Source organism: Kribbella sp. NPDC003557, assembly GCF_040610805.1.
In the GTDB taxonomy this organism is placed as follows: Bacteria; Actinomycetota; Actinomycetes; order Propionibacteriales; family Kribbellaceae; genus Kribbella.
The window spans coordinates 151591-176719 of the sequence record NZ_JBEXMY010000003.1 but is presented as its reverse complement, the minus strand read 5'-3'; the positions used below and the strand labels follow the sequence as shown (position 1 = coordinate 176719).

Annotated in this window: 22 protein-coding genes; 12 read left to right on the top strand and 10 right to left on the bottom strand. The window is 69.5% G+C overall.

Annotated features, from left to right (window positions below):
- Positions 1-8 precede the first annotated feature (8 nt).
- Complete coding sequence (locus ABZW60_RS12730) at positions 9-1238, bottom strand: M20/M25/M40 family metallo-hydrolase (RefSeq protein ID WP_355476217.1); 1230 nt, start codon at positions 1236-1238, stop codon at positions 9-11.
- A gap of 124 nt (positions 1239-1362) precedes the next feature.
- On the opposite strand from ABZW60_RS12730, the gene ABZW60_RS12725 reads away from it, so the two are divergent.
- From ABZW60_RS12725 to ABZW60_RS12710, 4 genes are all read left to right on the top strand, one after another.
- Positions 1363-1827, top strand: coding sequence for a hypothetical protein (locus ABZW60_RS12725; protein WP_355476215.1), 465 nt, complete (start codon positions 1363-1365; stop codon positions 1825-1827).
- 86 nt (positions 1828-1913) lie between these two features.
- Positions 1914-3038 carry a hypothetical protein gene (locus tag ABZW60_RS12720; protein ID WP_355476213.1) on the top strand — a complete coding sequence of 375 codons (1125 nt, stop codon included), beginning with the start codon at positions 1914-1916 and terminating at the stop codon, positions 3036-3038.
- The gene (locus tag ABZW60_RS12715) at positions 3035-4120 is read left to right on the top strand and encodes a hypothetical protein (protein ID WP_355476211.1); all 1086 of its coding nucleotides are present in this window, start codon (positions 3035-3037) and stop codon (positions 4118-4120) included. Before ABZW60_RS12720 ends, ABZW60_RS12715 begins: the two co-directional genes overlap by 4 nt.
- On the top strand, positions 4120-5175 hold the full coding sequence (locus tag ABZW60_RS12710) for a hypothetical protein (protein WP_355476209.1): 1056 nt from the start codon (positions 4120-4122) through the stop codon (positions 5173-5175). The genes ABZW60_RS12715 and ABZW60_RS12710 overlap by 1 nt, the downstream gene beginning before the upstream one ends.
- A gap of 114 nt (positions 5176-5289) precedes the next feature.
- On the opposite strand, the gene ABZW60_RS12705 is transcribed toward ABZW60_RS12710, so the two are convergent.
- The 3 genes from ABZW60_RS12705 to ABZW60_RS12695 all read right to left on the bottom strand — a co-directional run bounded on the left by ABZW60_RS12705 (position 5290) and on the right by ABZW60_RS12695 (position 9997).
- Positions 5290-6141, bottom strand: a complete 852-nt coding sequence (locus ABZW60_RS12705; RefSeq protein WP_355476208.1) for an aminoglycoside phosphotransferase family protein — start codon at positions 6139-6141, stop codon at positions 5290-5292.
- On the bottom strand, positions 6141-7430 hold the full coding sequence (gene aspS / locus ABZW60_RS12700; RefSeq protein ID WP_355476206.1) for an aspartate--tRNA(Asn) ligase: 1290 nt from the start codon (positions 7428-7430) through the stop codon (positions 6141-6143). The genes ABZW60_RS12705 and aspS overlap by 1 nt, the downstream gene beginning before the upstream one ends.
- A 260-nt stretch (positions 7431-7690) precedes the next feature.
- Positions 7691-9997: a sigma-70 family RNA polymerase sigma factor gene (locus tag ABZW60_RS12695; protein ID WP_355476204.1), complete on the bottom strand. Its 2307-nt coding sequence runs from the start codon at positions 9995-9997 to the stop codon at positions 7691-7693.
- 282 nt (positions 9998-10279) lie between these two features.
- Here ABZW60_RS12695 and ABZW60_RS12690 point away from each other — a divergent pair, with 282 nt between their 5' ends.
- Positions 10280-11104, top strand: a complete 825-nt coding sequence (locus ABZW60_RS12690; RefSeq protein ID WP_355476203.1) for a hypothetical protein — start codon at positions 10280-10282, stop codon at positions 11102-11104.
- Positions 11105-11191: 87 nt separating this feature from the next.
- Here the strand turns inward: ABZW60_RS12690 and ABZW60_RS12685 are convergent, their stop codons facing one another.
- Positions 11192-12190, bottom strand: coding sequence for an ATP-grasp domain-containing protein (locus ABZW60_RS12685; protein WP_355476202.1), 999 nt, complete (start codon positions 12188-12190; stop codon positions 11192-11194).
- Positions 12191-12203: 13 nt separating this feature from the next.
- Entirely contained in the window at positions 12204-13412 is a 1209-nt protein-coding gene (locus ABZW60_RS12680; RefSeq protein ID WP_355476200.1) for a pyridoxal phosphate-dependent aminotransferase, read from the bottom strand.
- Positions 13413-13495: 83 nt separating this feature from the next.
- Here ABZW60_RS12680 and ABZW60_RS12675 point away from each other — a divergent pair, with 83 nt between their 5' ends.
- The 5 genes from ABZW60_RS12675 (at position 13496) to rsrA (ending at position 16650) form a co-directional block, all read left to right on the top strand.
- Positions 13496-14125 carry a helix-turn-helix domain-containing protein gene (locus ABZW60_RS12675; RefSeq protein ID WP_355476198.1) on the top strand — a complete coding sequence of 210 codons (630 nt, stop codon included), beginning with the start codon at positions 13496-13498 and terminating at the stop codon, positions 14123-14125.
- 9 nt (positions 14126-14134) lie between these two features.
- Positions 14135-14920: an SOS response-associated peptidase gene (locus tag ABZW60_RS12670; protein WP_355476196.1), complete on the top strand. Its 786-nt coding sequence runs from the start codon at positions 14135-14137 to the stop codon at positions 14918-14920.
- A 50-nt stretch (positions 14921-14970) separates the two neighbouring features.
- The gene (locus ABZW60_RS12665) at positions 14971-15612 is read left to right on the top strand and encodes an alpha/beta family hydrolase (protein ID WP_355476194.1); all 642 of its coding nucleotides are present in this window, start codon (positions 14971-14973) and stop codon (positions 15610-15612) included.
- Between the two features lie 115 nt (positions 15613-15727).
- On the top strand, positions 15728-16375 hold the full coding sequence (locus ABZW60_RS12660) for a sigma-70 family RNA polymerase sigma factor (RefSeq protein WP_355476192.1): 648 nt from the start codon (positions 15728-15730) through the stop codon (positions 16373-16375).
- Positions 16372-16650, top strand: coding sequence for a mycothiol system anti-sigma-R factor (gene rsrA, locus ABZW60_RS12655; RefSeq protein WP_355476190.1), 279 nt, complete (start codon positions 16372-16374; stop codon positions 16648-16650). The genes ABZW60_RS12660 and rsrA overlap by 4 nt, the downstream gene beginning before the upstream one ends.
- Positions 16651-16662: 12 nt before the next feature.
- Here rsrA and ABZW60_RS12650 read toward each other — a convergent pair whose 3' ends face one another.
- A complete protein-coding gene (locus tag ABZW60_RS12650) occupies positions 16663-19134 on the bottom strand; it encodes an NB-ARC domain-containing protein (RefSeq protein WP_355476188.1) in 2472 nt (823 codons plus the stop codon).
- A 612-nt stretch (positions 19135-19746) separates the two neighbouring features.
- Between ABZW60_RS12650 and ABZW60_RS12645 the strand changes: the two genes are divergently transcribed.
- Together ABZW60_RS12645 and ABZW60_RS12640 are read left to right on the top strand one after the other, a co-directional pair.
- Positions 19747-21099 (top strand): HD-GYP domain-containing protein, encoded by a 1353-nt coding sequence (locus ABZW60_RS12645; RefSeq protein WP_355476186.1) that lies wholly within the window; start codon positions 19747-19749, stop codon positions 21097-21099.
- Between the two features lie 12 nt (positions 21100-21111).
- Complete coding sequence (locus ABZW60_RS12640; RefSeq protein ID WP_355476185.1) at positions 21112-22380, top strand: HD domain-containing phosphohydrolase; 1269 nt, start codon at positions 21112-21114, stop codon at positions 22378-22380.
- Here the strand turns inward: ABZW60_RS12640 and ABZW60_RS12635 are convergent.
- From ABZW60_RS12635 to ABZW60_RS12625, 3 genes are all read right to left on the bottom strand, one after another.
- Positions 22342-22989 (bottom strand): DUF5317 domain-containing protein, encoded by a 648-nt coding sequence (locus ABZW60_RS12635; protein ID WP_355476183.1) that lies wholly within the window; start codon positions 22987-22989, stop codon positions 22342-22344. The genes ABZW60_RS12640 and ABZW60_RS12635 overlap by 39 nt on opposite strands.
- 115 nt (positions 22990-23104) lie before the next feature.
- Positions 23105-24760 (bottom strand): monocarboxylate uptake permease MctP, encoded by a 1656-nt coding sequence (gene mctP, locus ABZW60_RS12630; protein ID WP_355476181.1) that lies wholly within the window; start codon positions 24758-24760, stop codon positions 23105-23107.
- Positions 24757-25053 carry a DUF3311 domain-containing protein gene (locus tag ABZW60_RS12625; protein ID WP_355476179.1) on the bottom strand — a complete coding sequence of 99 codons (297 nt, stop codon included), beginning with the start codon at positions 25051-25053 and terminating at the stop codon, positions 24757-24759. Before ABZW60_RS12625 ends, mctP begins: the two co-directional genes overlap by 4 nt.
- Between the last annotated feature and the right edge of the window lie 76 nt (positions 25054-25129).

Below are 25129 nucleotides of genomic sequence, written 5' to 3'. Positions count from 1 at the left end.
GATTTGTATCAACCGCAGCGACGGACAGCCAGCAGGGCATACGTCCGGGCGGCGTGCAGTACGTCGGCCAGCACGACGTGCTCGTCGGCAGCATGGGCGTGCCTGACGTCACCCGGCCCGTACTGGAGCGTGGGGATGCCCGCCGCGGCGTACTGCCGGAGGTCGGACCCGTACGGCGCTCCCTTGACCGCCGGGGCCGCGCGGCCCGCGTCGGAGGCCGCGGCGATCGTGTCCGCCAGGAGCGGGTCGCCCTCAGGCAGCAGACCGGACGCGAACTCACCACCAGGCCAGCTGACCCTGACCGGATGGTCGCGCAGCCACTCGTCCTTCGCACAGGCCGCCGCGACCGCGTCCTCGAAGGCGGCCCGCGCGTCGGCGACGGCCTCCCCGAGCCGTACGCCGTACCGGCCCTCGGCGACCAGGTGGTCGGGGACGGTGCTCGCCCAGTCGCCGGCCGCGACGGTGCCGACGGACAGCGGGTTGGCGAGGTCGAGGTGGGCGAGCAGCGGGTGCGGATCCCGGTTGCGCTCGCGTTCGAGCTCCTGCAGCGCGGTCTGGATCACGGTGAACTTCTCGATCGCGCTCACCCCGCGGCTCCGGGTCGAGCCGTGCGTAGCCAGCCCCGGCACTTCCAGACGGAAGGTCAGCGAGCCGGCGTTGGCCGGGATGACCGTCCCGGCGGTCGGCTCCGCGATCAGGCACGCCTCTCCGCGATGACCCCGGCGCAACGTCGCGAACGCGCCGACGCCTCCGTCCTCCTCGCCGATCACGGTGTGCACCGCGAGCGGCTTGCGCAACGTGATGCCCGCGGCAACGACGGCCGCCACCGCACCGAAGACCGCGGCGACACCGCCCTTCATGTCACAGGTCCCGCGCCCCCATATCACGCCGTCCTCGATCCGCGCGTCGAACACCTCACCCGGCACCACGTCGACATGCCCGTTGAGGATCAGCCCCGGCGTCGCGTCACCACCCAGCACCCCGACACAACCCCACGCCTCGTCCCGCGCGACCTCCATCCCGGGAAACCCCGGATCCGCCGCCAGCTCCGGCATCCCGAGCCGCCAGTGGTCGACCTCCAGCCCCAGATCCGCCAACCGCCCCGCACACCACGCCTGCACCTCAACCTCCGCCGAGGTCCCGTCCACACTCGGAATCCGCACCAGCTCCCGCAGCTCGTCGACGATCCGCCCGTCGTCGATCGCCCCCAGAACGGCCCGCTCAGTCTCGTAAGTCACGCCACTGGAATACCACCAATCGCCCGACAAAGTCTGACCGTTCAGCCGACAGACCGCCCGTCGCGACGCTGACAGCCTTTCCGGCAGACGGCCCACTCGGGGCCTGGGGGAAAGGGAAACCGCCATGCACCGCAAGAAGAAGATCCTCATCGCCGGCACCGCGATCGTCGCCATCGGCGCCGGTACGGCGTTCGCCTACTGGAGCACGACCGGCTCCGGCTCCGGCGCGGGCACCACGTCCGCCGGCGCCAGCAACCTGGTCATCACGCAGACCAGCACGATCGCGAACATGTACCCCGGCGACTCCGCGCAGACGATCAGCGGCACCGTCAAGAACAACGCGTCGAACTCCGCGTACGTCAACGCAGTGACCGTGAGCATCGCCTCGGTGACCAAGGCCGCGGGTGTGACTGACGACTGTGACGCCTCGGACTACACGCTGGCTACCCCGGTCATGAACGTCGCCACCGACGTGGCCGCCGGCGCCACCGTTCCGTTCACCGGCGCGACGATCAAGTTCAACAACAAGGCCGCCAACCAGGACGGCTGCAAGGGCGCGACGGTCAACCTGGCCTACGCCAGCAACTAGTTCGCCGCCGCGGTTTCCCAGGCCTGGACGGGTCAGCACCCGTCCAGGCCGGGACCGCGAACGTCCTTGGGGGGAGTGAGCGGTAGATGCGACACACGCCAACAGCCCGGCGCCGGCTGATCAGGTTCCTGATCGCCGGTCTGTGCCTGCTGCTCGGTGCGGCCGGCCTGGCGTACGCCGCCCAGCCGGCGAAACCCGGCATCACGCTCGGCATCACACCGACCAGCCAGTCGGTGACGCGCGGCCAGACCGCGACGTACACGGTCAGCGTGACCTCGACCGGCGGCTTCACCGGCGCAGTCGCGCTCAGCGCCGGCGGCGTACCCGCGAATGCGTCAGCGACCTTCAGCCCGGCTTCGGTGACACTCGCCTCCGGCGGTACGGCGAGCACGACGCTGACCGTGAGCACGACCACGAGCACACCGACCGGATCGGCCACGGTCACCGTCCAGGGCACGGGCACGAAGGTCAGTGGCACCATCACCGCCGGCCTCACCGTCAACGCCCCGCTGTCCAGCGCTATCGCGTTGACCGTGACCCCGGCCTCGGTCACTCTCGCGCCCGGGTCCACCGCGGTGTTCACCGCGCAACTGGCCCGCACGAACTTCCCCGGCGCGGTCACCTTCGAGACTGTCGGCGGGCTGCCGCCCGGAACGACCGCGACCTTCACGCCGAACCCGACGACCGGCAACTCCTCGACGCTGCAGGTCACCACGCCCGCGACCGCCGACGACGGCACCTTCACGCTCTACCTGGTCGCCTACGGCAAGAACCCGGCCGGCGTCACCCAGTACGCCTACGCGACCGTCCAACTGGTCCTGGCCACCACAGGCAAGCCTTTCGCGATCAGCGGCAACCTGTCCGGCACCCTTGCACCCGGCATCTCGCGCCCGCTCGACCTGACACTCACCAACCCGAACAAGAAACCCATCTCCGTGACGAACCTGACCGTCACCGTCCAATCGGTCACCCGCACGCCCTACGCAACCACCCACAACCAGCCGTGCACCCCGACCGACTACAAAGTCACCCAGTACGCCGGCACCTACCCCCTAACAGTCCCCGGCAACACCAGCCGAGCCCTGTCCACCCTCACCACACCACAGTCCTCCTGGCCAACCATCACCATGCTCAACACCCCAACAAACCAGGACGGCTGCAAGGGCGCCACCATCACACTCGCTTACTCAGGCGCGGGGAGTGGATCATGACTCGACGCGTGCTGCTGGTACTCGGTCTCGTCGTCCTCGCGATGACCGGCGCCGGTACCGCCTGGGCGTTCTGGACCGGAGCCGGCTCCGGCGCGGGCACCGCATCGACCGGCACGCTCGCCCCGCCTGCCACAGTCACCGCCACGGCACCACCCGGCGGCGGAACGGTCAACCTCGCCTGGTCCGCCTCGGCCCGCGCGACTGGTTACGTCGTGACCCGGGTCCTCAACAGCGACGGTACGACGGCAGCCGCCTGCGGGACGACGCAAGCGTCGCCGACGACCGAGACCTCTTGCAACGACTTGGCCGTGCCGGACGGGACGTACCACTACGTCGTCACCGCACTCTCAGCCAGCTGGACCGCATCGGCCTCGAGCGCCAACGTAACGGTGCACAACTCACGCCCGTCCGTGACGATCAACCAGGCCGCTGGCCAGGCCGATCCGGCCGCTTCGTCGCCCGTCAACTTCACCGCGGTCTTCAGCGAGGCGGTCACCGACTTCACCAGCTCGGACGTCACCGTCAGCCCTGCGACCGCGACAGTTGTGGTGAGTGGCAGCGGCCCGACGTACAACCTGGCGGTCAGCGGATTGACCAGCAGCAGCTTGATTACCGTGTCGATCGCGGCGAGCACTGTGCACGACTCGTTCGGGGCGGGGAACACCGCATCGACGAGCACCGACAACACAGTGACCTACGACGCGACCGGTCCGACCGCATCGGCTCCGGCGGCCACGTCTTCCCTCGCCTACGGCAGCTTCGTCGGCAACGCGACGGTCACCCTCATGGACTCGGCCACCGATGATCTGACCGGAGTTGCATCGGTCGCCTACTACCGCTGCGCCGGTACGACTGGCAACTGCACCGCTGCGAGCTGGACAGCGATCGGATCCTCCACCTCGTCGGGGACCTCCTTCGCCGTCACCACAGGCGCGCCCTTCGCCGCGGACGGCTCCTACCGGATCGTGGCGGTCGCCACCGATGCCGCCGGCAACACGGGCGTCCCGGGCACGGCCACGGTGGTCACGGTGGACACCACGCCGCCGACCGTCGCCCGACCGACAGTGAACGGACACCAGTGATGAGCATCAAACGCACCTGCCTGACGGCTTTCGTCGCCGTACTGGTCGCCGTCGGCATCGCCGAGGCACCGGCAGCCTCCGCAGCCCCGGTTTCGAACGTCACCTTCACGACGACGAACCCGGTCGCGGGAACGACCGCCGACTGGAGCATCAGGTTCACGCCCAGCAATGGCGCGGGCGGTGAGCTGAAGGCAGCGGACAAGATCACGGCGACCTTCAACTCCTCCTTCGGCGTGCCCAGCAGCCCGGCCGTGACACCCGTCAGCGGGTTCACCGGCAACTGCACGGCTACTGCCTCCGCAAGTGGCACTGTCGTGACGATCACGCTGGTCGGCAGCACCTGTGGCCTGAAGAACGCGGCCGGTACGCTCATGATCGCGGGCATCACGAACCCGGCTGCCGGGAGCTACGCCGCGAACACCTTCTCCGTCTCAACCACGAAGGACAGCGCGGCCTCACCAACCGGTCCGGTCGTCATCACCGGTGGCAAGCTCGCCTTCGTCCAGGGCCCGTCCAGCGGATACGCCGGCACGCCGCTCACCCCCGCGATCACCGTCCAGGTCCAGGACCAGGCCGGCAATCCCGTCGCCGCTTCCGGTGTTCCCGTCGCGCTCACACCGTCGGTGGGAGGCATTGCCTCCGGTGCGTCCGCGAACACCGACGCCACCGGCAAGGCCACCTTCAACGCCGTGGTCATCAACGCGACCGCGCTCGGTATCACACTCATCGCATCGTCGTCTGGTCTCACCTCGACCGCACCGTCCACAAGTTTCAACGTCACCGTCGCGGTCAGCAGTGGTGCGACGCTGGCCAACGCGCCGTCGGACGGCGGGTCTGGTGTGAAGTCCGTGGCGTATTACTACTGCGCCGGCTACTCCGGAGCATGCACGAGCGCCAACTGGACTCTCATCGGCTCCGCGACTGCCGCCAACTACCAAGTGACCTGGACCGGTCAGCCGGCGAATGGTGCCTACCGGGTTGTTGCTGTCAGCACCGACAACGTCAGTAATGTCAGTCAGCCCAGTGGTTCTACTCCGGTGACGGTCGTCAACTAGACCTGTCCTCTGCAGCTCGACAGTACGTATACGGCCACTGGCGCGAGATCCAGCCGGTCGCCAGGCTCCCGGCTCGGTGTAGTACATGTACACGTACTGTCCAGCTGCAGATACCTAGGCGCCTAGCAGGTCCAAGATGCGGCGGCCGCCGTGGTTGACCATTTCCTGGGCGTAGGTCGGGCGGTCGTGGACGAACTCTGCGACGCTGGCGAATGCGGCTGCGGCGCAGATGGCGGTTGCGGCTCGGCCGTTGGCTTGTAGGGCTGCTTCGAGGAAGAGTTCGTCGACGCCGGCTGCGGCTCCGTCGCGGGCGGCGGAGGCCGACAGGGATACGAGGTCGTAGGCCCGTGCTCCGCTGCCGGCCGCCTCGATGTCGATGATGCCGGTGATTTGGCCGTCGGCGACGAGCAGGTTGCCCATGTTGAGGTCGCCGTGCACGAAGTCGTGGTGCGGCAGCGCGTGATCGCGATAAGGCCCGCACAGCTCGCCGTAGCGGCGCAAAAGTTCCGTGGCCTCGTCGTCGTACCCGGCCACGCGCTCCCACACCCCGTCCCAGCCGTCGAAGACCACGCCGTGCGACCAGCCCGACCACGTGACCTCGTGGTCCTCGGGGATCAGGTCGCGCTGGAGTTCGCAGACGTCGATCACCTGCCGGGCCAAACCGGCATCCAGTGTCGGCGCGCTGCCGGGCACGAACTCCTGCAGCTGGTACGGCGACCCGGCCGCGGTCGTGCCGACGGCCAGCCACGCCGGCGTGGGGTAGCCGACGGCGCGGGCCCGGCGGACGAGCTCGGCAGCCTTGCGCACCCGTGGCGCCCACGCCGGGTTGCCGGTCCACTTGAGCACGACGCCGCCGGTCAGCTCGTACGCCGTGGACTGCAGACCACCGGTCAGTTGCCGCACGACCCGATAACTGGTGCCGAGGGCAACGTTCAGCTCGGCGACAACCGACGCGGTGGTGTCCATCAGGGGGTCAACCGGTGCAGGTCGCGCGGGAACAGCGTGACCTCGCGGACGTTCTCCGCCCCGGTCAGCCGGGCCACGAACCGCTCCAGCCCGATCGCGAACCCGCCGTGCGGCGGCATCCCGTGCTTGAACGCCTGCAGGTACGAGCTGTACGCCGGGGCGTCGGCCGACTCACCCTGCGCCGCCAGCGCCGCGACGTAGTCGGAGTACCGGTGCAGACGCTGGCCGCCGGTGACCAGCTCGACCCCGCGGAACAACAGGTCGAACGAGTTCGACCACCGCGGGTCCGACGGCTGCGGATGCGTGTAGAACGGCCGCTTCACCATCGGGTAGCCCTCGACCGCGACGAAGTCGCTGCCGTGCTCGCGCAGCGCCCACTCGCCGACCGCACGCTCGTCCGCGGGCGCCAGGTCCGGCTCGTCGGGGTTCGCCCCGGCGATCTTCAGCGCCTCGGTGAAGTGCACCACCGGGACGTCGACCGGGATCTCCGGCACCGTCACGCCGAGCCGCTCGAGCGCACCGCCGGCCCGCGAAGCCACCGCGGCCAGCATCCCGGCGATCGTCGACCGCAGCATCGCCAGTACGTCGCGATGGTCGGTGATGAATCCGAACTCAGCGTCGAGCGAGACGTACTCGGCCAGGTGCCGGACGGTGTCGTGCGGCTCGGCCCGGAACACCGGCCCGACCTCGAAGACCCGCTCGAACACGCCGACCATCGTCTGCTTGTAGAACTGCGGCGACTGCGCCAGGTACGCCGGCCGGCCGAAGTAGTCCAGCGCGAACACGTTCGCCCCGGACTCGGTCGCCGCACCGACGATCTTCGGCGTCTGGATCTCGGTGAAGCCCTGCCCGCTCAAGGACTCGCGGAACCCGTGCATCGCGGCCGCCGCGACCTCCCACCCGGCCCGCACCGAGGGATGCCGCAGCGCGACCGGTGCGTTGTCCAGTACGACGGGCAGGCCGGCGCCGACCGCCGGACGCCACAGCTCGATCGGCGGTGTCGCGGCCGGCTCGGTCAGCGGCTCGATCACCGGGTCGACGATCTCCGCACCGCCGGGAGCCTGCGGGTTGGCGGCGACCGTACCGGTCACCTGGACCACGGTCTCCTCACCGAGCTCGTCCAGCTGTGCCTGGGTTTCCGCGGCCTTGACCACGATCTGCGCCAGGCCGGACCGGTCGCGCAGGATCAGGAAACTGACGGCGGCCAGCCGTCGTCTTCGGTGCACCCAGCCGGCCACCGTCACGGTCTGGCCCACTGCTGGGGGGATCTCATGGCTGAGAATTCGCATCGCTGTTGTCACCTCCAGGTCTGTCTCGAACCCCGGAGGTGTGGGCGAAGGGGAATCTCGCGGTGCCACCACACCTTCACCGGACGCTGCTAGGTCACAGCTGGTCCGGCCTCTTGCACAACAGTCGCTCAGGAGTGTCTTCGCCACCGCTCCACGTGCCGCCTTCACAGCTACCGGCGACTCTCTCGGACGTGGGGTACGGCGCTACTCGGTTCCCTCAACGCGAACAGAACCAGGATAGGCGACCCGGCAACCCGTTTTCACCGCCGCGTGGTGGACGGCGGGATCTGCGCGGTGTCGGTGTCCTCGCGGCCGCCGACCCGGGCGTGGACGGTGAAGGTGTTGCTGGAGCCGTTTCCGGGCAGCCACGCGTTCCACTCGGAGTTCAGCGGCTTCTTGTAGCTCTTCGTCGTACAGGTCGCGCGACGGATGTCACTGGTCCGCTCACAGGTCCAGCCGAGGTCGAACGACGGCAGGAAGGTCAGGTTGCGTCCCCAGGAGATGTCCAGGGTCACCGTGCGGCCCTGTGCGCCGTTCACCTTCAGGAACCGGTTGTAGACGAACGGGTTGGGGTCGTCGTGCGGCGTCGGCGTCAGGATCTGCAGCAGCGACTCGTCCTGCTGCACCGCAGGCAGCACCTCGGAGTCGGTGTCACTGACCAGGTCGGCCTTCGCCGTCACCGTGAACGTCCGGGCCGCGTCGGACGACTTGTCCGGTACGTCGAAGTCCGCCGCGAGCGGAGCCGGCTCGGCGGGGTTGGCCGCCGTACAGGTCGAGGTCTTCGCGGAGCACTTCCAGCCGGCCGGGTTCGCCGCGATCGGCCACTCGAGCGCGGCGCCGTAGGTGATCTGCAGCGTGACGCTCTTGCGGCCGGTGCGCGGGGCAACGGTCAGGACCCGGTGGTGGACGTCCGGGTCGACGCGGCCGTCGAGGATCTTCAGCAGGTTCTCGTCGGTGCTGGGCTTGGCCTGCACGACCGCCGAGTCGTCGTCGTACAGCCGTCCGGTCTTGGCCGAGACGGTGAAGGTCCGGTCAGCGTTCGAGCCGCCGGTCGGCGAGTCGAACGTGACCGCGAGCGGCTTCGGATCGGCCGGGTCGTCGGCGGCGCACGAGCCGGACGCCTGGCTGCACACCCAGCCCGGCGGCGTGGTGGTCAGCGGCCATTCGAGCTCGGCGCCGTACTTGAGGCCGACCACCACCGGGTCGGTGTTGCCGGCCGGGGTCTTGATCGTGATCACGAACCGGACGCCGGAGGCCGCCGCGTCGGCGCGTGCCGACCGCGGAGTCGCCGCCGGGGTCTCCTGGAGGACCGGGCTGCCGCCGCCCTGCGGGATGCTGATCGTCACCAGGCCCTCGTCGAGCACCGGGGTGGTCGGGGTCGGCTTGGGCGGCGTCGGCGTGCTCGGCGGCGGTGTCGGGACCGGCGTGGTCGCGGTCGGCGTCGCGCTGGGCTGTGTGGGCGCGCTGGTCGGCGCCGAGGTCGGTGCGGTCGTCGGCGCTGTCGTGGGAGCCTGCGTCGGCTTGGACGCCGGCGGTTTGGCCGACGGCGGTTTCGCGGTCGGCTTCGGCGGCACCGTCGGCTTCTGCCCGGGAGGCTGGGTCGCCTGGGTCGGGGCCGGCTGGTCGATCGCAGCCGGGGGAGTGTCGTTGCCGGTCAGCGCCATCGCCGCGAGCGCGGCGGCGACCGCGACGACCACTACGGCACCGGCGCCGACCGCGGTCCGGGTGCTGTTCTCGGTGGCCTTCTTCCAGCCGGTGACGACGAAGCCGACCAGTCCGACCTTCGCACCCGAGGCGGCGGCCAGGTAGCCGAGGCCCGCGGTGCCCAGCAGGGCCGGGGCGAGCAGCGCCGGCAGCGCGCTGTTGACCTCGACGAGCTCGAGGTACACCGCGGTGCACTTCGCGCACTCGTCGAGGTGCTCGCGGACGTTCCGGTTCTCGCGCTTGGTCAGGCCGCCACGGACGTACGCGCCGAGGCGCTCGGTCGTCCAGCGGCACCGGTCCCCGCCGACGTCGGCGAGATGCTGCTGCAGGTACGCCTGCCGCAGGCCTTCACGGGCCCGGTAGGCCAGCGCGGACACGCCGTTCGCGGTCAGGCCGAGCAGGGGAGCGATCGCGGCCGGCTTCTCACCCTCGACCTCGGTGTGCCACAGCACCGCCTGCCAGCGCTCCGGGAGGCTGGCGAACGCCTTGGCCGCCGCGCCGCTCTCGAACCCGGTGACGGTCGGGTCGTCGAAGGTCTCCGGCTCCCGCTCGTACGACGCGATGTCGTCGGTGGTCTGGACCTTCTTCCCGGAGCGGATCCGGTCGACGTGCACCCGGCGCACCGTCGTCAGCAGGTAGGCACGGAAGGAGACGTCCGGACCGCCGCCGCCGCGCAGCGCGTCCAGGACCTTCGCGAACGCGTCACTGGCCAGGTCGTCGGCGTCGTTGGCCGGGACCAGCTGGCGGGCCATCCGCTCGGCGGCGTGGTGATGCCGCGCGTACAGCTCGCCGTACGCCTCCAGGTCGCCGTTGCGGACGCGCGCGATCAGCTCCGCGTCGCTCGGTGCGTCCGGCGTCTCCATTCAGCTCCCCCGTGGGTTCTCTCTGACGACTCTCAGTGCGGCAACGTGACGGTGCGTCACTTTTAGTTGCCGAGGACAAGGCTCCCACGTGTGACGGCGGAACGCACCATCTCTGACGCGGAACTGTGCCTCTTTCCTGACGAGATCACCAGCCCGGAAGTTACGCCCGAAAAAAGTTCTGGGAATCCGCGTCATGAACCGCGACCGGCTCTGTCTCATCGGCGTACGACGCTTCCGGCCGCCCGGTCGGGAGACTGACGGGGCTGTTTTTCGAGGAGGGCCATGTCGCTGTTCGCGGACATCCGCAGACGGTTCGACCTGCGTCCGGCCAAGTCCCTGAACCTGGCGGGGTCGCCCGCCCGGACCCGGCCGGAAGCGTCGTCCACCACAAGCTCGGGGGAGCAACCGTGCGGGCGGAGGGAACCGCACGGCACAGCTGGTACCGACCACAGCGCCTATCTCGCGATCGCCGAGGCGCTCCAGGACGGTGCCGATGTCGTGCCTGCGTCGGACGAGACCGGACGCCGCCTGGCGGCCGATGGAGTCTCGCTGGTGGAGGCACTTGATGGGCTGAGTGCGTTGTACCGCTCGATCGCCGGGGGCGAGCCGGCTTTCGCCGCGGTACGCGCACTCAGTTCCAGCTGGGCCGAGGCCTCCCTCGTCTACCTGCACTCGCTGTCGTGCGAGGACCCGCTGACCGGGCTGTCCAGCCTGGCGCACCTGCGGTCCCGGCTCGGCGAGCTCTACCGAGAGGCGGAATTCCGTGGAACTTCCGTACCGCAAACCCACGCACTGGTGGTTGTCGAACCGCTCAATCCCCCGGGTACGTCGCCGTTCGACCGCGAACTCCGGCTGGTCGACGTCGCGGAATGCCTGCGGATCGTCTTCTGCGGCGGTGACGTACTGGGCCGCGTCGGCTCACAGCGCGCGGCGGCGCTCGTCGGCCGCGAGCCGAACCTGCCGGAGCAGGTCGCGACGGTACGAGCCCTGATCACCCAGTGGCGTCTGGACACCGAAGTACCCCAGCTGGCCCGGATCTGGATCGAGGGCCTGCCGGGTAGCGACGCGATGGCCGGGAGGTTGCTCGACGAGCTGGCCAGACCCTGAGACCTGCGTCCGGACGCCTACAGGGGGGCGGCCGGGCGCATCAATCCGGCGGCGGATCGCCTGACACGGGGTGGGCGATCCGCCGCCTCATGCCGTCAGCAACCGTTCGACGAGCTCGTCGTAGGTGATCCCCGCGCCCGCGGCGGCGACCGGGACCAGGCTGCCCCGGGTGAGCCCGGGCAGCGCGTTGACCTCGAGGCAGTACGGCGTACCGGCGTCGTCGCAGCGGAAGTCGGCCCGGGAGTACGTCGTCCCGAACCCGAGGGCCTGATGCGCGCGGACCGCGAGGTCCTGCAGCCGCTCGGCCAGGTGACCGGGGATGTCGGCGGGACAGATCTCCCGCACCGCGCCCGGCTGGTACTTCGCCGCATAGTCGAACACCGCCGTGGTCAGCTCGATCTCCACCACCGGCAGCGTCGTCGCGCCGATCACCGCGACGGTGAATTCGCGCCCGCCGAGGAACGGCTCGACGAGCAGCTCGCCCTCGCTCGGCAGTGCGTCCGCCGAGTCGACCTTGCGGACGGCGACACTCGATCCGTCGGCCACCGGCTTCACCACCACCGGTCCGCCCGCCAGCAGTTGCTTGACGCCGACCGGCGGCTCACGATGCTCCGCCGGGTTGTACAGCACCCGCGCCGGCACCGGGATCCCGGCGGCCTCGAGGACCGCCTGGCAACGACCCTTGTGCCAGGCAACGGCGCAGACGTCGTGGCCCGCACCGGTGAACGGGATGCCCGCCAGTTCGAGCAGCGCCTGGACATGCCCGTCCTCGCCCCACCCGCCGTGCAGCGCGATGAAGACACGGTCGGCCCGTCGCAGCTGCTCGAGAACAGGTCCACCGGTCAGAGCGGCGTACATCCGCTGCCGCAGCATCCCGCGATCTGCAGCGGCCGGAGGCTCCGTCGGCACCGGTACGACGGCATCGCCCGCCGGCACGTGATCGGCCAGCACCGGCTGCTCCGCGGCAGGGTCGATCAGCGCCACGTCATGACCGCGCCCGGCGAGCGCCCGGGCGACCGCCCAGCCGGACGAGCGGGAGACGTCCCGCTCCGAACTCTCGCCGCCGCACAGCACCGCGACTCGCACGTTGCCTCCTCCTCTACTGCTGGTAGCTGTCCAGGAACCGGCCGATGCGGCGGATCGCCACCTCCAGGTCGCCCGCCTCGGGGAGCGTGACGATCCGGACGTGGTCGGGCCGGGGCCAGTTGAAGCCGGTGCCCTGGACGATGTGGATCTTCTCCCGCAGTAACAGGTCGAGCACGAACTTCTCGTCGTCGTGGATCGGGTGCACCTTCGGGTCGATCCGCGGGAAGGCGTACAGCCCGCCCTTCGGTTTGACGCAGGACACTCCGGGAAGTTCGTTCAGCGTCTGCCAGGCCGTGGTGCGCTGGGCCTCGAGCCGGCCGCCCGGGCGGATCAGTTCGTCCAGGGTGTGATCGGTCAGCGCGGCCTCGATGACGTGCTGGGCGAGCGCGTTCGGGCACAGCCGCATCCCGGCCAGCATGGTCAGGCCCTCGAGGTAGTTGCGGGCCTTCGCGCGCGGGCCCGAGACGACCAGCCAGCCGGCCCGGAACCCGGCGATCCGGTGACTCTTCGACAGCCCGCCGAAGGTCAGGGTCAGGACGTCGGGCGCGAGCGCGCCGAAGTGGTGGTGGGTGGCCCCGTCGTACACGATCCGGTCGTAGATCTCGTCGCTGAACACCATCAGCGCGTGCCGCCGGGCCAGTTCGGCGATCCCTTCGAGAACCTGCGGGGAGTAGACCGCGCCGGTCGGGTTGTTCGGGTTGATCACCACGATCGCCCTGGTCCGGTCGGTGATCTTCGCCTCCAGATCGGCGAGGTCGGGCTGCCACTCGGCGGACTCGTCGCAGAGGTAGTGCACCGGCGTACCCCCGGCGAAGCGGGTCACGGCGGTCCAGAGCGGGTAGTCCGGGCTGGGGATGAGCACCTCGTCGCCGGTGTCCACCAGCGCCTGGATCGCCATCCCGGCCAGCTCGGAGACGCCGTTGCCGAGGTAGACCGCCTGCTCGTCGACGCCTTGGTAGCCGCGCCGGCCGTAGTACTCCGCCAGCGCCTGCCGGGCGGAAAGGATGCCGCGGGCATCGGTGTACCCGTGGGCGGTGGGGAGCCGGGCCACCAGATCGTCGAGCACGGCCTCGGGTGCGGCGAAGCCGAAGGGTGCCGGGTTGCCGATGTTCAGCCGCAGGATGCTGTGGCCGGCCGCCTCCAGGGCGTCGGCCTGCTCGACCACCGGTCCACGGATCTCGTAGCACACCCCGGTCAGCTTGCTGGACTGCCGAAACTCCATCGCCCACCCTTCGTCGTCTGCCGACGGCATGCTACTTGGTTCTTCCAAGTACATACTTGGTGGGTCCAAGCTAGGCTGTCCACATGCCCCGCCGAAGCTATGCGCAGTACGACGCCGCCGCCCGGTCCCTGGATGTGGTCGGCGAGCGGTGGACGTTGCTGATCGTCCGCGAGCTCGCCTTCGGTCCACGGCGGTACACCGATCTGCATGCCGACCTCCCGGGCATCAGCACCGACGTCCTCGCGGCGCGTCTGAAGGAGCTGGAGGCGGACGGGGTCGTCGAGCGGCGGACGTTCGCGCCGTCGGCGCCCGTCCGGGTCTACGACCTGACCGATCGGGGCCGGGAACTCGTCCCGGTGGTGATGGCGCTGGCCGCGTGGGGGAGTCCGCTGCTGGCCGAGCACCTCTCGACGGACGCGGTGCGCCACCACTGGTACCTGCTCCCGCTGGCCGAGCTCCTGCGCCAGACCGCCGGCGACGGCGTCGTGGAGCTCCGCGTCGAGGGGAGTAGTTGCCGGCTGCGGTTCGAGTCGTGGCGCGCGGCCGTCGTACCGGACGCGACGCCGGAGGCGGTCGTCACGGTGTCGCAGAAGGTCGCCGACGAGCTGCTCGCGGGCCGGCTCGCCTGGGGCGACGCGGTCGCCGACGGCCAGGTCGCCGTCGACGGGTCCTCCGCCGTGGCGGCCCGGCTTTCTGTCGGTGCCGCGGCCTAGGCTGGGGTCATGTGCGGTAGGTATGCGTCCAGCCGGGCCCCGTCGGACCTCGTCGAGGAGTTCGAGATCCAGGCGGGCAACGTCCGTGAGTCCGTCGAGGAGCTCGGCGAGAACTACAACGTCGCGCCGACCAACCAGGTGATCGCGGTGGTCGAGCGGAAGAACCGCGAGCAGCCCGACGAGACCGTGCGGAAGCTGACCACGGTCAAGTGGGGGCTGGTGCCGTCCTGGGCCAAGGACACCTCGATCGGCAACCGGCTGATCAACGCGCGGATGGAGACCGTCGCGGAGAAGCCGGCCTTCAAGAAGGCGTTCGCCACCCGCCGCTGCATCCTCCCCGCCGACGGCTACTACGAGTGGTACACCGCCGAGGAGAAGGTGAACGGCAAGCCCGTCAAGCAGCCGTACTTCATCCACCCGCCGGACGGCAGCATCCTCTCGATGGCCGGGCTGTACGAGATCTGGCGGGACAAGTCCGTCGAGGACCCGGACTCCGACGACGCCTGGCTGTGGACCTGCACGGTGCTCACCACGTCGTCCACCGACGACCTCGGCCGGATCCACGACCGGATGCCGCTCCTGGTCGAGCGCGAGCGGTACGACGCGTGGCTCGACCCGCTCTCCTCGGACACCGACGACCTGCTGAAGCTGCTCGTCCCGGCCGCGCCCGGCCGGCTGGAGGCGTACGCGGTGTCGAAGGCCGTCGGCTCGGTGAAGAACAACGGCCGCCACCTCCTCGACCCGCTGCCGCCCGACGGCGAGGACCCGCAGGACAGCCCGACCACGCTCTTCTGAGTTTCTCTTCCGGGTTTCGCGCCCCGCGGTTCCCCGGTCCGGGTGACAGGATGGGGCGGGTGACCGACGAACGGATTGTGGGGACGCCGCACGGTGAGGCCCGGATCGTGGCGCACCGCGCCCGGCGGCCGGTGGCGACGCTGGCTCTGGGTCACGGCGCCGGGGCCGGGATCGAGTCGGGTGACCTGGTCGCGCTGGCCGCCCGGCTGCCGAAACAGGACATCAACGTGTTCCTGATCGAGCAGCCCTGGCGCCGCGCGGGCCGCAAGCTGGCGCCGGCGCCGAAGATCCTCGACGAGGCCTGGATCGCGATCATCGGCCAGCTCCGGGTCCGGACGCCGCTGGTGATCGGCGGCCGCAGCGCGGGCGCCCGCGTCGCCTGCCGGACCGCGAGCAGCCTGGGGGCGTCCGGCGTACTCGCGCTGGCGTTCCCCCTGCACGCGCCGGGGAAGCCGGAGAAGTCGCGGGTCGGTGAGCTCCAGTCCGCCGGGCTGCCGACGCTCGTCGTCCAGGGGGAGCGGGACCCGTTCGGTACCCCGGAGGAGTTCCCGCCGCTGACCGAGATGGCGGTGGTCCCGGACGCCGACCACTCCTTCAAGGTGCCGAAACGGGCCGAGCTGGACCAGCAGGAGGCGTACGACCTGCTGGTCGAAGCCGTGTTCGAATGGGTCAGCCGCGAGGTGTCCGGCTGAGGCCCTTCCGGGCGCCGGGAATGCCCCCGCGCCCGGGCGTGTTGTGACGGACATGATGGCGACGAGAGAGGCTCCCGCGCGGAGTACTGGGAAGACCCCGGTATTCTCGATCCCGATGCCGACTCCCACCACGACCGAGACACCCGAGCAGCGCACCGCGCGGTTCGAGCGCGAAGCGCTGCCCTTCCTGGACCAGATGTACGCCGCGGCGATGCGGATGACCCGCAATCCGTCCGACGCCGAGGACCTCGTGCAGGACACCTTCGCGAAGGCGTACAGCTCGTTCCACCAGTTCACGCCGGGCACCAACCTGAAGGCGTGGCTGTACCGGATCCTGACGAACACGTTCATCAACGGCTACCGGAAGCGGCAGCGTCAGCCGACCCAGTCGCCGACCGAGGAGATCGAGGACTGGCAGCTCACCGCCGCCGAGTCGCACACTCCCGGCGGCCTGAAGTCGGCCGAGGCGGTCGCCCTCGAGCACCTGCCCGACTCCGACATCAAGTCCGCGCTGCAGGCCATCCCGGAGGACTTCCGGCTGGCCGTGTACCTGGCCGATGTCGAGGGCTTTGCGTACAAGGAGATCGCCGAGATCATGGGCACACCGGTCGGCACCGTGATGTCACGGCTGCACCGCGGCCGGCGCCAGCTGCGTGACCTGCTCGGCGACTACGCCCGGGACCGCGGTCTGATCCCGGCGGAAACCGGCACGGACGCGGCCGGCGCGAGCACCGACCGAGCTGCGGAGAAGGAGGAGTCGTGAGCTGCGGCGAGCCCCACGACGTCGACTGCGGAGAGATCCTGCAACGGGTGTACGTCTTCATCGACAACGAACTCGAGGACGCCAGTTCCGACGAGATCCGCCAGCACCTCGAAGAGTGCGCCCCCTGCCTCGACGAGTACGACCTGGAACGCTGCGTCAAGAAACTGGTCCACCGCTCCTGCGGCTCCGACCACGCCCCCGACGCCCTCCGCCAGAAAATCCTCCTCCGCCTCACCCAAATCCAGGTGGAAACCACCATCACCACCACGGATTGATTCGTTCGCCGCTCAGATGGAGTTGGCGTCGAAGTGGTAGCGGTAGCTTTCGCCGGCCTGCAGTTTCTCCAGTAGCTCGCGGGCGTCCGCGAGGTAAACGTCGGACACATTCCGGAGCAACGTCAATGCGGTGTTCAGTTGCCCGGCAGCCGCATCCCGGTCGCCGCGTGCCGCATTGATTTTCGCGAGTTCGACGTACAGCCGTCCTTCCCGGTCGGCGTCGCGGGCAGTTCGAGCCATCAGCAATCCCGTCTCGATGTGCGAAGCCGCCCGGTCGTATTCGCCTTGGGCGGCATAGGCGATCGCGAGGAGATGGTGGCTTTCGCCTTGGAAGGTCGCGTCACCGAGCTCCGCGACGAGGCGCAGACTGCGCAGCGCCATCTCCGCGGCGTCGCGGTGCCGGCCGACGTGCACATGTGCGAAGGCCGCGTTCTGGTATCGCTTGAAGACCGACCGGGTGTCTCCCGACCGCTCGGCCAGCGCGATGCCCTCGGCGAAGGCCTCGTCGGCCCGGTCGAAGTCGCCGGTGCGGTCGTAGAGACCACCGACCGCCGTCAGCGCCACGCCTTCCAGCGTCGTGTCCCGCAGTGTGCGACTCAGGTCGAGAGCGGTCCGGGCATACACCAACGCCTCGTCGATTCGTCCTTGCAGGCCGAGCAGGTAGGCGAGTGACGAGCAGCACCGTGCCTGGCCGAAGAGGCCGTCGATCGCCCGGAACATGTCCAGCGCGATCAGTATGTGGTTGATGGCCGTTGCGGTGGCGCCGACCTCCGCATCGGGGATGGCGACGTCGTGCTGAAGCCACGCAGCGGTTTCGGGCCGCCCGTGACACTGCGCGAGCTCGACCGTTCCCAGTCCGAGCTCACGCATCTCCGGCCAGCGCCGGCGGGACTCGTGGTAGCCGAACAGGGCCAGCGCCAACTCGGGGAACACCACGGAGTCGGCCAGGCTCGACTGCCGCGCCTGCCGGACGCGGTCCATCAGGTTCCGCTGCTCCGCGTCGAGCCAGCGCAGGACGTCGGTCCGGTCACGGAACGCGGGAACGGCGTCGCTGTGGACCGTTGCCAACGGCATCCGAGGGCTGGTCGGGTGGGTGTGCGCCTGGCTCGCCCAGCCGACGGCGACGTAGAAACGAAGGATCCGCTCGACAGCCCGGTCGCGCTCCTCCGGGGTGAAGGTCCGATCGGCGATCTCCCGGCCGTACGCCCGGATCAGGTCGTGGAAGCGATACCGCGAGGGGGCAACGGACTCCAGCAGGTTGAGGTCGACGAGGCGCTCGAGAATCAGATCTGCCTCGCGCAACGAGATCTCGAGGAGAGGGGCGGCGACCGCGGTCAGCAGGTCGGAGCCGTCCGGAACGCTCAACATCGGAAGGGCCTGTGCCGCCCTGCGGTCGAGGTCGCTGTCGCTGGTCTCGAGGAACCGCACCGAGCTCGCGATGCTCGCACGCACTCCGGTTTCGTCGGAACCCAGGCTGTCGAGCCGCCGCTCCTCGTCCTGCAACAGCTCGACGAAGTGCTCGAGAGGCCAGGTCGGCCGGGTCGCCAGCCGGCCGCCGATCAGACGGACCGCCAGTGGCAGGCGACCCGAATAGGCTGCCAGAACCTTGGCTGCCGCCGGCTCGGTGACCACGCGCTCCTGACCGACCACGCCGGCGAGCAGGTCCACGGACTCGGACTCGGACAGCGCGTCGAGACGGATCTGCCGGGCCCCCGGCAGATCCGCCAGCGAACCCCGGCTCGTGACGATCGCGGCGGATCCCGCGCTGCCGGGGAGCAACGGCAGGATCTGGCGGACGTCCGCGGCGTTGTCGAGCAGCATGAGCATGCGCCGCCCCGCCAGCTGGGAGCGCAGCAGAGCGGCGGCTTCCTCGATGTCGCCGGGAACCGATTGCGTCGTCAGGCCGAGAGATCGGAGCAGATGGCCCTGAGCGTCGGAGACGGTCATCGGCGTGCCCGGACCGTAACCGCGGAGATTCAGATAGAGGTGACCGTCCGGGTAGCTGTCGGTCAGCTTGTGTGCCACGTGCACGGCCAAGGTGGTCTTGCCGATCCCGCCCATCCCGGTGAGCGCGACCAGTCCCACCGCGGGGGCGCTGGTCCGGCCGGGGGCGCGCAGAATCGACAGGATGGCGTCGATCTGGGCGCTCCGGCCGGTGAAGTCGGGAGCGGACGGCGGGAGTTGCCACGGTGTCGGAGCCGGTTCGGCCGGCACCGGATCCTTCGGCGCGGCAGGCGCCGGCGACCTGCTCTTGCCGCGGGCAACGGCGAGGAACCGCTGTGCCTCGTCGGTGGTGAGGCCGAGGGCCGCGGTGAGGGAGCGGACGGTGTCGATCCGGGGCCGGCTGCGGGTGCCTCGCTCGAGGACGCTGATGGCCTGTTCGCTGAGGCCTGCTTTCTCGGCCAGGGCGGCCTGGGTGAGGCCGGCGCGGACACGGAAGGTGCGGAGGAGCTCGCTCAGCGTTGGCGCCGCCGACCCGCTCATCTCCCTACCCTCCTCGGATCCAGGCCCGATATCGGTCAGTACCGGAAACTTCCGGGGCCAACTCTAGAGGGATCCGCCGACAGCCGTCGGCCGTTGTCCACAGCCCAGGTGGCGGGGTACCGAATGTCCAACGATCGTTTGAAAGATAGCATTCGGTGCGCAGCTGAGGACTCTCCGAATACAGAACCTCTGTTATAGGTGGTCTGCTGTAAAGCTGTGACCAAATCGCAAAGACCCCGGATTTCTCCGAGGTCCTCGCTGTCTGTAGCCGCCTGAGTTCAGGCGTTCGGGCGCTTGCCGTGGTTCGCGCCCTTCTTCTTGCGTGCGCGACGCTTCCGGCCGGTCTTTCCCATTCCTAAGCCTCCTTGAAACAACTGCAAAGAGTCACAGTCTCTCATATCACGCCGGGTTCCTCACTTCGTCCGGCGGGTCACGTTTGGGCTTACAGTGTTTCGGCGCAGGCCTGATGAGCAAAATTCAGAAGAGTCAGCGAAGTGCTGTCTGCCCCCCTACGTCCGGTGATCACCGCGCGTAAGACTGCGACCGCTGATCGGAGGTGACGTGTCGTGTTCGGTAGTGACGCCTGGGAGTGGTGAAGGTTAGAGTTCACGCGTGAACAGCCGCTGGCCGCTCCGCTTGACGGTGACGTTCAGCGCCGGTATCGCGCTCGTGGCTCTAGTCGTCGCGCTGTTCCATACCAGGCCTGACGCCGCCACGCTGGCGTTGGGTCTGTTGTTGCTGATCGGTGTTCTCCTCCGATCGAAAGTCGGCCCGGTTCGGGCCTCCTTGGACTATGTGGTCGGTATTGCCCTGTTCATGCTGTCGGGTCCGGCCGCGGCGATCGTCGTGTCTGTCCTGCTACCGCTCACGCAGGATCGTCGCCTGCCGCTGATGCGGCGGGTGTTCAACGGGGCGATGGCTGTCCTGTGTGCCACCGCCGCCGGTCTTGTCTTCGTCAAGGTTGGTGGCGTTCGTGGAGCCGCTGTCTTGGACGCACCCGGTCGTGCGTTGGTTGCGGCCACCGCGGCGATTGTCACCTGGCTCGCGGTGAGCGCTGTCCTGATGTGCCTGGTCCTCTGGCTGGACCGTGGCAAGACCTCGCCGCTGGACTTCCTGCGCCACGTCGCCGCGCCGACGGTGCTCCCGATGATGGGGTACGGACTGCTCGGTGTGCTGCTCGCCGTCGTCTGGCTGAGCGGCCTCGGCATCATCGCGGTGTTCCTGGTCGTCGTGCCGCTCCTGGTCGCGCGCTGGACACTGACCCTCTACGAGGCCGAGCGCGATGCGCAGGCCGCGACCATGCGGGCCTTCATCCAGTTCATCGAGACCAAGGACCTCTACACCAGGGGCCACTCGGAGCGGGTCAGCGCGGGGGTCGGCCTGCTCGGACGGCAACTCAGACTCAGCGGCGACCGTCAGCAGGCGCTGGAACATGCCGGCCTGCTGCACGATGTCGGCAAGGTCGGCGTCCCGACCAGCATCATCCAGAAGCCAGGACGGCTGGACGACTCGGAGATGGACGCGATCCGGTTGCATCCGGCGCGTGGCGTCGAGCTGATCGGCAACATCCCGTTCCTCGAGGAAGTGAAGTCGGCGGTCCTGCACCACCACGAGAAGTACGACGGCACCGGCTACCCGGCCGGTCTGAGCGGTACGAACATCCCGTACTTCGCCCGGATCATCGGGATCGTCGACGCGTTCGACTCGCTGACGTCGACCCGGTCGTACCGTCCCGCGCGCGGGGTCGAGGAGACGCTCCAGATTCTCCTGCAGGACCGGTACACCCATTTCGACCCGCTGCTCGTGGACGAGTTCGTCGAGGTGATCCGCAAGGAGGGCTGGAAGGCCGCGGCGGCCGAGCAGCCTGCCCCCGACGGGAGCATCCGCGCCACGATCGATCACGACGACCTCAGCCTCGGCAGCGGCGGCGGCGCGTCCGGTTCGGCGGCTGCACCGGATGCCTAGATGATGACGGACATGCAAGACGGAGTGGAGATCCGCCGGCTGGGCAGCGGGGTCGTCATCGTCGTGGCCGGCTGCATCGTCGGTCTGATCGCCCTGGCGATGACCGTCCGCCGCGGGCTCACCGCGTGGCCGTACGCGCTGACGTTCGGTCTGCTCGTCGCCGTGGGCGAGATGATCCAGTTCCGTGTCGACCGGAGCCGCAACCGGGCTCCGATCGCGACCAGCGCGGCGTTGGGCTACGTGCTGCTGCGTCCGCCCGAGGTCGAGATCCCGCCTGGCGTCGCGCAGGTCATCGCCGTGACCGGAGTCGCGACCCTGGTCGGGGTTCTGCCCCGGATGATCGCGGGCCTGCGCTGGGACATGGTGGTGTCCTCGCGGCGTCTGCTCTCGGTGGCGGCGGCCGCGGCGGTGTTCTCGGCGATCGTTCCCTCCGACCTGTACTGGGACGGTTCACTGACCTCCGCGATCGCGTTGACCGGGGCGATGTTGCTCGCGGTGCTCTGTGCGGTGGTGATGGACGCGCTGGTCGGCGCGGGCCAGGCGACCGAGCAGTACAACCAGCCGTTTCCGGCGGCGTTGCGGGACGAGGCGATGGTGGCCGCGCGGATCGGGATGGCGATGGGCATCAGCGGCATCCTGCTGGCGATCGGGACGTCGCTGCTCGGGCTCTGGGGACCGCCGTTGGTCGTCGTGCCGCTGATCCTGACGCAGTTCGCGTTCCGGCGGTTCGCCTCGGCGCAGCGGACGTACCGGACGACCGTGCGCTCGATGGCCCGCAGTACCGAGATCGCGGGCTTCAGCAGTCCGGGGCAGAACGCGCGGACGGCGAAGCTGGCGGTGGCGCTCGGGTACGACCTGGGCCTGACGCCGCGGCGGATGGAGGCGTTGGAGTACGCGGCGCTGTTGTCGGGGGTGGGGCAGTTGGCGTTGGCGGATCCGAGTCCGGGTGGGGCTTCGTTGTTGCGGACGCGGGAGGAGCGGCAGCGGGCGGCGGAGATCGGGGCTTCGGTGATCGAGCGGTCCGGGGTGCTGGACCATGTCGCGGAGATCGTCCGGCACTCCAACGATCCGTACCGGCACGGGCGGGCGAACAACCCGGCGATCCCGGTCGAGAGCGGGATCGTGAATGTTGCGCTGGCCTACGAACAACTCGTGGGGGAGGGGTCGGGCCAGTCGCCGGACAAGGCGATGGAGTCGATCGGGCTGGGGATCGGCGCGGAGTACGACCCGGTGGTAGTGGATTCACTCCGAAGGATCGTCGGCCGCGGGTTCCGGTTCTGAGAGCTCCCGGCTCGCGTGAGGCGACAGCCGCAGCAACGCGGGTGTGCCGGCGCAGGGCTCCAAGGCGTCCCAGACCGGCGCGGTCGTGGCAGGGACGCGGCCCGCGGCGCCCATCCCGGCGTACAGCAGCAGGCCGGCGCCGGCCGCGATCAGCACGTCGCCGGGGCTGACCGCCTGTCCCAGACCGGGAAGAGCGACGGGTACGACGTCCCCGAGCCACGGCAGCCGGGTGGCGGCATCCGAGACCTCGTGCCGCGGATCGGTCAGCACCGCGTCGCCGACGCCGGCGCGCGCCAAGGCGTCCAGCGACACCGGCATCGCGCCGTTCAGCGCGACGACGACCGCGTTGCCGAAGAAACCCAGCGCCAGCAGGCCGACGCCGGGATGCCGCAGGTTCATCCGCAGGAAGACCGCGATACAGACCGCGGAGCCGAGCAGCCCGACCGGGTACGCCGTCCCGCCGAACAGGGATCCGAGGAGCTGGCCGATCGCGGCCGCGGCCAGCCAGTGCACGCCGGTCAGCGTGTTCGCGGCCAGCCGGCCGAACCGTCCGCCGGTCGCGAGCGCCGCCCCGGCGGCGAGCACCATGACGAGCAGGACCAGCAGCACGGTGTGATTCTGCCGAATCGGCGGCCCGAAACCGGGCAAGCTGATCCCGCAGCGTGTCGACTTAACTGCAAAAGGTGAGGGCGGCCCGGGATCCGGGCCGCCCGCACCCGGGACGTCAGGACTTCGCGGTGGCCGTTCCGCCCTCGTCGACGATCTCCGGCAGGTCGTGCACGCCCGGGTCGCCGCGGTCCGCGGTGAAGTCGCTCGGGTGCGTGCTGTCCTTGCCGTCCGGCACCTTCGCGGCCCGGAAGACGAACGTCAGCACGACCACGACGACCACGTTCAGCACGAACGCGATCAGCGCGATGTACGCCGGGGTGCTGGTGAACGGGATGTTCGCCAGCGAGCCGCCGAAGTGCTTCTTGGTCGCCGGGTTGACCACGTTGTACGCCGTGATCGTGCCGTACAGCATCGCGACCGCCCAGCCGGCCAGCAGCGCGTACCGGTGGAACCAGCGGGTGTACAGACCGACCACGATCGCCGGGAACGTCTGCAGGATCCAGATCCCGCCGAGCAGCTGCAGGTTCAGCGCGACGGTCTTGTCCATCCCGAGCACGAACACCAGCGCGCCGACCTTCACCAGCAGCGACGCCAGCTTGGAGACCTTGGCCTCCTGCGCCGGGGTCGCCGACGGCTTGATGAAGTCGCGGTAGATGTTGCGGGTGAACAGGTTGGCCGCCGCGATCGACATGATTGCCGCCGGCACCAACGCGCCGACCGCGATCGCCGCGAACGCGATCCCGGCGAACCAGGACGGGAACTCCTGGTCGAACAGCCGCGGGATCGCCAGCTGCGGGTTCGCCAGGCCGTCCAGGCCCTTGATGTTCACGTTCGCCTTGATCGCCATGAAGCCGAGCAGGGCGAGCAGACCCAGCAGCAGCGAGTACGCCGGGAGCAGCGTGGCGTTGCGGCGGACGACGTTGCGGGTCTTGGTCGACAGCACCGCCGTCACCGAGTGCGGGTACATGAACAGCGCCATCGCGGAGCCGAGCGCCAGCGTCCAGTACGACACGTAGCCGGCCTCGCCCGGGATGAAGGCCCCGGTGGGCTTGCCGGTCGCCGGGTTCGGCTTGGCCAGCTTCTCCTGCGCCGCACCGAAGATCGAGTCCCAGCCGCCGAGCACGTGCGGCAGGTAGAAGATCGCGACCAGGATCACCAGGTAGATCAGGATGTCCTTGACGAACGCGATCATCGCCGGCGCGCGCAGGCCGGAGGAGTACGTGTACGCCGCGAGGACCGCGAAGGCGATCAGCAGCGGCAGGTCCTTGGCCAGCAGGTTGTCGCCGCCGAGACCCATCGTCTCGAAGACCGCCTGCATACCGACGAGCTGCAGCGCGATGTACGGCATCGTGGCGAGGATGCCCGTCACCGCCACCGCCAGCGACAGCGCCTTGCTGCCGTAGCGTCCGCCGACGAAGTCGGCCGGCGTCACGTACCCGTGCCGGTGCGAGACCGACCACAGCCGGGACATGAAGACGAACACGATCGGGTACGCGACGATCGTGTACGGCACCGCGAAGAAGCCGCTGATCGCCCCGGTCGCGTACATGGCGGCGGGGACCGCGATGAACGTGTACGCCGTGTAGAGGTCGCCGCCGAGCAGGAACCAGGTGATGAACGTGCCGAAGCCGCGTCCGCCCAGGCCCCACTCGTCGAGGTTGTCGAGGTGACCCGCGCTCCGCCACCGGGCCGCCAGGAAGCCCATCGCGGTGACGCCGGCGAAGATCAGGACGACGATGGTCAGCTGGACCCAATCGATATCGGTGTTCACCGGTCGTCCTCCTTCGCGCCGGCGGCGTCGGTGGCGTCGGCGGCCTCAGGGTCACCAAGCCCCTGGGCGGCCCGCCGCTTGCGCTCCTCGGTGCGGATCAGCTTGTAGCTGATGCTGACCAGGATCGCGGACAGGAACACCCACATCAGCTGGTACCAGTAGAAGAAGGGGAAACCCCACAGGTGCGGGTCGACCTTGGCGTACGTCGGCACGAGCAGCGGTAGGACGACCGCTGCGACCAGAAGCACGCCGGAGATCCAGTACGCGGGCTTGACCGCGGACAATCGGGACACTGCAACCTCCTCGGGACACAAACAGGCGCAACGGAGCACGCTACCGTTCGACCGGACCGGCCACTAGACCCTCAGG